This is a genomic window from Sphingomonas sp., assembly GCF_964263785.1.
Classification (GTDB): Bacteria; Pseudomonadota; Alphaproteobacteria; order Sphingomonadales; family Sphingomonadaceae; genus Sphingomonas.
On the sequence record NZ_CAXVWL010000052.1, the window covers coordinates 1 to 9,053 of the forward strand.

Genomic DNA, 9,053 nt, shown 5'->3' on the forward strand with positions numbered 1-9,053 from the left:
GCGTAGCGGAGATAGAGCGCGTCCCCGCGGGCGCGCCCGTCGTCCTGCGTTAGCGGCAGCGCGCCGCTTCAAGCTTTTCGGAATCGCCACACGTGGGATAGCCGGACGGCGGTTCTATCGGTCCCGTCTGGTCCGCGCTACGATCTGCCGACTTCGAACGGCAGAGAGCACCGGTGATGGCCAGCGTGACGTTGACTGCGACACCCAAGGGCAACGGCTTCCAGGCCACCCTGGCGTTCACCACGGGGGTGTCGATCAATTCGGCCGAGACCTATCCAACGATTGCCGAGGCGATCACGGCGGCTGCGCTCAAGCTTCTCGAGGTGCCCGAGCGGTTAGACGAGATGGACCGTGTCGCGGTCGAACCGACGTCCCCAGGGTCCTGATTACCGCAACTGGCTATCCTTGCTGCCCCGCCGGTTGATGCCGGAGGATCGGATCGTCGCGTCGCGTGCGGACTGGCAGGGCACGCAGGTGCGCGTTGCCGGAAGCGCCAGCCGACGCCGCTCCGGGATCTCCTCACCGCAATCATCGCAATAGTCCGCGCCCTCGCCGAGCGGTATCCTTGCCCGGGCGCTCAGGACGGCGTCGAGCACCGTATCGTCGATCTGGTCCTGCACCGCGCCATCGCGGGTCCAACCGCCAGCCATCCGTCCAACCCTTCGTTAAACTCCAAACACCAAGTCGAGACGCTTCGGTCGGTTCCACCCCCGGGGCGGTGCACGGATTGCACGGTCCGGTTGCTGAGGGTCCCAGTCATCGATCGAGCGCCGCGAGCCCCTTCGCGGAGAGGCTGCGAAACGTGATCGACCAGCGGGTCACGTCCATCTCGGCAATGCTGTGCTCCCAATCGTATCGCACTTCGCCGCTCAGGTGATAGGCCGATCGTGGCGGCAGCGGCACGTTCGCGCGGTCGAACCCGCTCGCCTTGCGCCTGCGAAAGCGCATGGTGGCCGCGACGCCGAGCGAAATGCCAACGACATGCTCGAACACCGGCCTGTCGCGATGCCAGCCAATGCCTGCTCCTGGATCGTAGCGGGTCAGCAGGACCTGAACCAGATTATCGGGCGCCAAGCCCGCGAACGCGGCCGCGCTGTTACGGATGGGCAGAAGCCAATCCGGGATCGGCTCGGTCGGGCCGAAGCTGGCATTTTCGAAATCGTAGCGCCAGCCGAACGACGCGGTCACGCGCTTGCCGAGCCAGCCCTGAAACCGAAACGGTGCAAGATCAATCGCGTCGATCCGCGCTATCAGCTCGGTCTCCACCTCGCGCGTGATCAGGTCAGTCTGGAAGGCAAGGCCTGCCACCAAGGGGCGTTCGAAGAGGTCGGGTTGAAGCATTGGTTGGTCGACCGGCAAGGTGGGCGGATGTCCTATGTAGGGAGGCGTTGCAGCGTTGCCTGGTCGGGAGCGCCGTCGAACCACCGCTTAAGCGCAGCGATGAAGATCATGCCGCCGCCGACCACGGTTCGCTGTCATCACGCCTGCCATCTAGCCGGACGTACCCGCTTGACGATCCCGCACGTAACGCGGAACATAAGGCGAACGATCGAGTCCCCCGAGTCCCATGCGTGTTTCCGATTCTCCTGCGGCCTCTATTGCCGATTTGCGCGCCCATGTCGCGGCGATGGCCACGTCGGCGCGTCCGGCGCTGGCGACCGGCGTGGCGGAGATGGATGGGCGCCTTGGTCATGGCGGGATCGCTACCGACGCCGTTCACGACGTCGCGGCGGCGTCGCCGTCGCTCTCCGACGATGCTGCTGCGACGCTGTTCGTGGCGGGTCTCGTGGCGCGGCTGGCACGCGCGCGGGAGGGCGGCCAGGTGCTGTGGGCGTTGACCCGGTTCGATCTCTACGCGCCCGGTCTCGAACAGGCCGGGCTGGCTGCGAACATGCTGCTGTTCGCGCAAGGCAAGGACGATGCCGAAGTGCTGGCGGTCGCCGAGGATGGCTTGCGCGAAGGCGCAATGGCGGTGGTCGTCGCCGAAGTGAAGCGCGCGAACATGGTGGCGACCCGTCGCCTCCAGCTTGCCGCGAGCGAGGGCGGCGTTCCGGTCGTGATCCTGCGGCGCTGGCGCAAGGCAGCGTCCTGCCCGCTCGCCGAGCCGTCGGCGGCGGTCACGCGCTGGCGGATCGGGTCGGCGCCGTCGGCCCGGCTCGGCCTGCCCGGGGTCGGTCGTGCCTGCTGGCAGGTCGAGCTCGTCCGCCAACGCGGCGGCGAACCTTTTTCATTGGTACTGGAGGCTTGCGATGGCGAGGGTTGCCTCGCTCTTTCTGCCGCAGCTCGCGATCGAGCGGCTGCGCAGGAACGAGCTGCCGCGCGCGCTGCCTGAGCGCGCCGCACTCGTCGAGCCGGTCGATGACGACCCCGGCGCCTGTTCGGTCCCGCGTGGCGGAGGCTGGCGACCCGGTGCGCGCTGGGCGCGCGATGGCAAGTCGCGCGCCGACGTGGCGGTCGATGCGGCGACGCTCCCCCTCCACCAGCGTCCGCCCGGCCGCGAGCTGGGGCGGCGCTCGGAGCCGGCGCCGCCTCCCTTTCGCGGTCCCGTGCCACGGGTCGATCTCGTCGCCGTGCCACCGCCGGCCCCCACGGTCGCCGCAACGCCGCTCATCCTCATAGCGGCGGTCGGGCAGCGGCAGGTCATCACCGCCGCCTGTCCCGCCGCGCTGGCGCTCGGCTTGGGCAGAGGCATGGCCGCGACGCAGGCGCGCGCGCTGGTGGTCGACCTCGATGTTCGCCCCGCCGATCCCGATGCCGACCAGGCGCTGCTCGATCGCCTCGCGTTGCACGCGGTCCTGCACTGGACGCCGATCGCCGCGTCGATCGGCGACGGGCTATGGCTGGACCTGACCGGCACGACGCATTTGTTCGGCGGCGAAGAGCGATTCTGCCGACGCGTGCGTGCTTTCTGCGCGCGACTCGGCCTGACCGCGCGGATAGCGGTCGCCGGCACCCCCGGCGCGGCTCACGCGCTGGCGCGATTCGCGCGCGGGTCCGTCGTCATCGTGCCGCCCGGGGGGGAGGTCGCTGCTATTGCCCCGCTGCCGCTCGCAGCATTGCGGATCGAACCGGGCGCGCTGACCGCTGCGGCGCGGTTCGGATTGGAACGGGTCGCCGACCTGCTGCCGATGCCGCGCGGCCCGCTCGCCCGTCGGCTCGGCTTGGCCAGCGTCGAGCGGCTTGACCAGGCGATCGGCCGCATTGCCGAGCCGATCGTGCCGGTGCTGCCGTTCGAGGCGCCGACGGCCGAGCGCCGTCTGCTGGAGCCGATCAGCACGGCGGAGGCTATCGCGACCGTCATCCGCGATGTCGTCGAGGATCTCGTCGACGTGTTACGTATGCGGGGCCTCGGCGCGCGCGCCGTCGAACTGACTGCCGCGCGCGTCGATGGCATTGACCAGCGTCTCGCGATCGGGACGTCGCGTGCCACCCGCGACGCCACTCATCTCACCCGCATGTTCAGCTTACGCATCGAGCGGATCGATCCCGGCCTCGGCATCGAAGCGGTGCGGATTGTCGCGGTCCGTGCCGAGCCGCTCGGCGCGACCCCGCTTGGCACGATGCTGACCGGCGAGGACAACGCCCCGAACCTCGCCGTCACCGTCGATCGCCTCGCCGGGCGCGTCGGCGAGGCGGCGCTGTTCCGAACGCGGCCGGTCGAAAGCGACGTGCCGGAGCGGGCGGTCGCCCGGATCGGCGCGCTGGACGAGGCGGGCAATTGGCCGCGTTGGCGGCGCCCGGCGCGGCTGCTCAGTCGTCCGGAGCCTCTTTGGAACGTGATCGCGCTGCTGCCCGATGCGCCGCCACGCCGCTTCTCGTGGCGCGGCGACACGCATGTCGTGGTCGCCGGAGACGGGCCAGAACGCATTCACGGCGAATGGTGGCGGCGCGACGGGGAAGTGTGGGCGGTGCGCGATTATTACCGCGTTGAGGACGAGGTCGGCGGGCGGTTCTGGCTGTTCCGGCGCGGCGATGGCGTGGAGGTAGCCACCGGCGATCTGAGCTGGTGGATGCACGGGCTGTTCGGCTGATGCCCGCATCCAAGCCCATCTATGTCGAACTCCAGGTCACGACGCACCATTCGCTCCTGCGCGGCGCGTCGTCGCCGAACGAGCTGTTCGCGGCTGCCGCGCTGTTCGGACACTCCGCGCTAGGCGTCGCCGACTGGAATACGGTCGGCGGCGTGGTTCGCGCCTGGGAGGCGCAGAAGGCAACCGGGGTCCGGCTGATTGCCGGCGCGCGTGTCGTTCTCGACGACGGTCGGTCGCTGCTGCTCTATCCGACCGATCGACCGGCCTGGTCGCGGCTGACTCGCCTGTTGAGCCTCGGCAAGGGCCGGGCTGGGAGAGGCGGCTGCGCGTTGGGCTGGGCCGATGTGGCGGCGGCGGCCGAGGGCATGATCGCGATCCTGCTGCCGGACGAGGCGGACGAAACGACCGGCAACCATCTTGCCGATCTCGCACGCGGGTTCGGTGTGCGCGCGTATTGCGGCCTCAGCTACCGGCGCCGGCCCGACGAGCATATCCGGCTGCATGACCTCGCCGCGCTGGCGGCTCGTGCCGGGGTGCGCGGGGTCGCGCTCGGCGATGTCCTCTACCATGCGTCGGACGTGCGGCTGCTCCAGGATGTCGTGACCGCGATCCGGGAGCGCACGACGATCGACGCGCTGGGGTTTCGGCGCGAGCGTCACGCCGATCGAAACCTCAAGTCGCCGGAAGAAATGGCGCGCCGGTTCGTGGCATTCCCCGACGCGATCGCCGCGACCGAGGATATCGCTGCCGCCTGCACTTTCGACCTCGGCGAACTTGCCTATCAATATCCACACGAACGTGTGCTGGATGGTCTCACCGCGCACGAGGCACTCGTGCGCCTGACCGATGAGGCGGCGCGACGCATGTTCTCAGGGGACGTGCCGCAGGCGCACCGTGACCAGATCGGCCACGAACTGCGTCTGATCGAGAAGCTGGGCTACGCGCCCTACTTCCTGACCGTGAACGCCATCGTCGCGGAAAGCCGCCGGCGGGGCATCCTGTGCCAGGGGCGGGGGTCGGCCGCCAATAGCTGCGTGTGCTTCGTGCTGGGTATCACCAGCATCGATCCGATTCGCCACGAACTGCTGTTCGAGCGGTTCGTGTCGGGCGAGCGCAAGGAGCCGCCCGATATCGATGTCGATTTCGAGCATGAACGCCGCGAAGAAATCATCCAGTGGATCTACGAGACCTATGGCCGTGATCGCTCGGCGCTGACCGCGGTCGTGCAGCGCTACCGCGCGCGCGGCGCGGTGCGCGATGTCGGTAAGGCGCTCGGCCTGCCCGAGGATTTGACCAAGGCGCTCGGCGGCCTGGTGTGGGGGTGGTCGGTCGAGGGCGTCGGCGAACAGCATCTCGATCAGCTCAATCTCAACAAGTCGGATCGTCGGCTCCGGCTGACGCTCGATCTCGCGCGCAAGCTGATCGGGACACCGCGCCATATGTCGCAGCATCCAGGCGGGTTCGTGCTGACGCACGAGCGGCTCGACAATCTCGTGCCGATCGAGCCGGCGCGGATGAAGGATCGCCAGATCATCGAATGGGACAAGGATGATATCGACGCCCTGAAATTCATGAAGGTCGACGTCCTGGGCCTGGGGATGCTCGGCTGCATGAACCGCGCTTTCAACCTGTTGGAGGACGCAAAGGGTGTGCAGGTCGGCATGGCTGACCTGCAGGACGATGACCCGGACGTCTATGCGATGATCCAGAAAGCCGACACGCTTGGCACTTTCCAGATCGAGAGCCGGGCGCAGATGGCGATGCTGCCGCGCATGAAGCCGGCGCGCTTCTATGACCTGACGATCGAGGTCGCGATCGTCCGCCCCGGCCCGATCCAGGGCGACATGGTGCATCCCTACCTGCGTCGGCGCGAGGGGCTGGAACGCCCCGAATATCCCAAGCCCGAGCTGCGCGCCGTTCTCGAGAAGACGCTGGGCGTGCCGCTATTTCAAGAACAGGCGATGAAGGTGGCGATCGTCGGCGCGGGGTTCACGCCCGCCGAGGCGGATCAGCTCCGTCGCGCGATGGCGACGTTCAAGGTGACGGGCGGGGTCAGCCACTTTTACGACAAGCTCGTCGAGGGCATGGTCGCACGCGGCTATCCACGCGATTTTGCCGAACGCACGTTCAAGCAGATCGAGGGGTTCGGTTCCTACGGCTTCCCCGAGAGCCACGCTGCCTCGTTCGCCAAGATCGCCTACGCGAGCTGCTGGATGAAGCATCATCATCCCGATGTCTTCTGCGCGTCCCTGCTCAATGCGCAGCCGATGGGCTTCTACGCACCGGCCCAAGTCGTCGGCGACGCCCGTAATCACGGCGTGGAGCTCCGCCCAGTCTGCATCAACGCGAGCCGGTGGGATTGCACCCTCGAACCCGGGCGGGGGCGCTATCTGGCGGTGCGCCTTGGCTTTCGGCAGGTGAACGGTCTGGCAAACGTCCACGGCGCGACCATCGTCGCCGCGCGCGGGGTTGCGCCATTCGGGTCGGTCGAGGAAGTCTGGCGGCGATCGGGCGTGCCGCGCAGCGCGATCGAGCGCCTAGCGGAGGCCGACGCGTTCCTCCGGCTCGGCGAGGATCGCCGGCAGGGTCTGTGGAAAGTGCGCGGCCTGGGCGAGGCCCCACTGCCGCTGTTCGTCGCGGCAGACGAGCGCGAAGCCGCGTTCAGCCCGGAGGGGATCGAGCCGGACGTCGCGCTGACGCCGATGACCGACGGGCGCGAGGTCGTCGAGGATTACCGCTCGCTCCAGCTCTCGCTGCGTGCTCATCCCCTGACCTTCCTGCGCGACGAGCTGACCCGCGCCGGCATCGTTCGCTGCGGAGATCTCGCATCGCTGCGAGATGGGCGACGGGTGAAGGTGGCCGGGCTGATACTCGTTCGCCAGAAGCCGGGCAGCGCCAAGGGCGTGCTGTTCATTACGATCGAGGACGAGACGGGGGTCACCAATGGCATCCTCTGGCCCGATCGGTTCGAGAAGCAGCGCCGTACCGTTATGACCGCGCACATGGTCACGCTATCGGGCCGCGTGCAGCGGGAGGGGGAGGTGATCCATGTCATCATCGACACCCTGACCGACGAGGCGCCCATGCTGTCGCGGATCGGCGGCATGGCAATCCCGCACAACACCGGGAGGGGTGACGGCGCGCGCCACGCCGGTTCGCCCGATCGCGGCGATCCGGGCTGGCGACCGCGCGATAGTTATTGGCCGCCTCATGCCGAGGGTATGGACCCCGAAGCCGTCGTTCGGGTGAAGACCCGCGATTTTCGCTGATCGATGGCGGATGCTTTGCCTCGCCACCAGCGGATCGTCATCGGCCTGGCGGTCCACGTCCTGCGCGGCGCGATGATCCGCGCGGGAAGCGTCAAGGTCGATGTCGTCGAGGTGCGCCTGGCGCTCCGCTGCCTGCTCACGCATTGCCCGGAGCGCTGGCCGCTGGAACTGTTCTGGGACGCGGCAGGGCAGGACAATGAGATCGGGCGCGCCCAGGGAACGACCGCGGCGTTCAACGGCATCGTCCGGCAATTGCGCCGGGCGGGGCGTTTCGAGGATGCCCCGCCTCCGACCCGCGGTGCCGCGTGACGCCCGGACAAACCGACGATCGCGATCATGTCGGTCGCGCGCTGCGCACGATTGAGCAATGCGCGCTGCATCGCCGAAGCCTGCGATTGACGTGTCGGCGCTGCCGATCGGTGCGCGTCCTCGATGCGATTGCGGTCTGGTGGCTGTTCCAGCAACGCGGCTGGACCGATGATCTACAGGGGGCGGCGCGCCGGTTCGCCTGCTCGGCATGCCGCAAAGACGGCCATCGCTCCACGCCGGCGATCGAGGTCGGCCGCGAGCGGTCCGAAGGACCGCAGCCGCCATACCCGGATGAACGCGAGTGGAAGAGGCTTGTATCGCGCTACCGCTCGTGATCGGATCGCTTGATGTGCAACCTATATAACATCAAGGTAAGCCGCGCCGAGTTCAACGCCTACTTCCAGTCAAGCGATGACTGGCGCAGCGAGCTGACGGTCGAGAAGATTACGTCTCGGCGTCGAAGCCCGGCTATGTCGTCCGCGAGATCGACGGCGCGCGCCAGCTCAGCGCGATGAATTGGGGGTTTCCGCCACCTCCCGGCGTGAAGTCGCCGGTGGTCAACGTGCGGAACTATACGAGTCCGTTCTGGCGCATCGCGCTCAGCACCCCCAATCGACGATGCCTAGTGCCGGTGACGGAGTTTCAGGAATGGTCGGTCGAGCCGGACCCTGTGACCGGCAAGAAGACCAAGCATTGGTTTGCGGTGCCGTCACGGCCGATCTTCGCGTTCGCCGGCGTCTGGCGACCAGTCGGTGACGGGGCGGCCTATGCCTTCCTGACCTGCGGCTATGACGGCGACCCTGCCGGCCACGTCGTCGGTGCGATCCATCCAAAGGCGATGCCAGTGATCCTCCATGAAGAGGATTTCGATCGGTGGCTGCAGCCACAATTACAGGACGCCCTACCGCTTGCGTGCGCGTTCCCTTCACAGCTTCTATCCGTCGGGTAGGACGTTGCTGTCTGAAGGGTGGTGGATTGCGGCCCGGCCGGTTTCGGGCGAGCCAATGAAGTAAGCGCACTTTTGTTCATCGGGGTCGGACGGGCGCACTGACGACTGGCGGCGCGCGGCTCGTCAGTTACCACCCTTTCGTTCTCAAACGCGCTCGTCGTCGAAAAGGTCGCGTGTAGACGCCCGTTGTCGGCAACGTGAACGTCTCGCCCCCGATGCGCCTTAGCGGTGTGAGCGTGGCCGCAGGCCACGGACAAGCTATCCAGGATAGGCGGACGGCAAACATTGATAGAAATCAAGGACATCTGACCCGTATACTTGGGAACGCGTCAAGGACTTCGTCGTTTTTCGACGAAACCGAATTACTGGAGTGATGCCGATGGCCTACGTGAAAACTCGTGACGGCACCGACCTGTTCGTCAAGGACTGGGGCAGCGGCCGCCCGGTGATCCTGACCCACGGTTGGCCGCTCGCCGCCGACATGTGGGACGCGCA

The 9,053-nt window shown here is 67.6% G+C and carries 10 protein-coding genes; 8 read left to right on the forward strand and 2 right to left on the reverse strand.

Features of this window, described 5'->3' with window-relative positions:
* The first annotated feature begins 176 nt into the window (after nucleotides 1-176).
* The gene (locus ACE5C1_RS07290) at nucleotides 177-386 is read left to right on the forward strand and encodes a hypothetical protein (protein ID WP_374943400.1); all 210 of its coding nucleotides are present in this window, start codon (nucleotides 177-179) and stop codon (nucleotides 384-386) included.
* Here ACE5C1_RS07290 and ACE5C1_RS07295 read toward each other — a convergent pair whose 3' ends face one another.
* Nucleotides 387-650: a DksA/TraR family C4-type zinc finger protein gene (locus ACE5C1_RS07295; protein ID WP_374943401.1), complete on the reverse strand. Its 264-nt coding sequence runs from the start codon at nucleotides 648-650 to the stop codon at nucleotides 387-389.
* 106 nt (nucleotides 651-756) lie between these two features.
* Nucleotides 757-1,359, reverse strand: a complete 603-nt coding sequence (locus tag ACE5C1_RS07300; protein ID WP_374943402.1) for an alpha-ketoglutarate-dependent dioxygenase AlkB — start codon at nucleotides 1,357-1,359, stop codon at nucleotides 757-759.
* 268 nt (nucleotides 1,360-1,627) lie between these two features.
* On the opposite strand from ACE5C1_RS07300, the gene ACE5C1_RS07305 reads away from it, so the two are divergent.
* The 7 genes from ACE5C1_RS07305 to ACE5C1_RS07335 all read left to right on the forward strand — a co-directional run.
* On the forward strand, nucleotides 1,628-2,332 hold the full coding sequence (locus tag ACE5C1_RS07305; protein ID WP_374943403.1) for an ImuA family protein: 705 nt from the start codon (nucleotides 1,628-1,630) through the stop codon (nucleotides 2,330-2,332).
* Complete coding sequence (locus ACE5C1_RS07310) at nucleotides 2,250-4,031, forward strand: DNA polymerase Y family protein (protein ID WP_374943404.1); 1,782 nt, start codon at nucleotides 2,250-2,252, stop codon at nucleotides 4,029-4,031. The genes ACE5C1_RS07305 and ACE5C1_RS07310 overlap by 83 nt, the downstream gene beginning before the upstream one ends.
* Nucleotides 4,031-7,300, forward strand: a complete 3,270-nt coding sequence (locus ACE5C1_RS07315; RefSeq protein ID WP_374943405.1) for an error-prone DNA polymerase — start codon at nucleotides 4,031-4,033, stop codon at nucleotides 7,298-7,300. Before ACE5C1_RS07310 ends, ACE5C1_RS07315 begins: the two co-directional genes overlap by 1 nt.
* A 3-nt stretch (nucleotides 7,301-7,303) precedes the next feature.
* Entirely contained in the window at nucleotides 7,304-7,609 is a 306-nt protein-coding gene (locus tag ACE5C1_RS07320) for a hypothetical protein (RefSeq protein WP_374943406.1), read from the forward strand.
* A gap of 110 nt (nucleotides 7,610-7,719) precedes the next feature.
* Entirely contained in the window at nucleotides 7,720-7,944 is a 225-nt protein-coding gene (locus ACE5C1_RS07325; protein WP_374943407.1) for a hypothetical protein, read from the forward strand.
* A 176-nt stretch (nucleotides 7,945-8,120) separates the two neighbouring features.
* Entirely contained in the window at nucleotides 8,121-8,558 is a 438-nt protein-coding gene (locus ACE5C1_RS07330) for an SOS response-associated peptidase family protein (RefSeq protein WP_374943408.1), read from the forward strand.
* A 379-nt stretch (nucleotides 8,559-8,937) separates the two neighbouring features.
* A partial coding sequence (locus ACE5C1_RS07335; protein ID WP_374943409.1) for an alpha/beta fold hydrolase occupies nucleotides 8,938-9,053 on the forward strand: 116 nt, incomplete at its 3' end.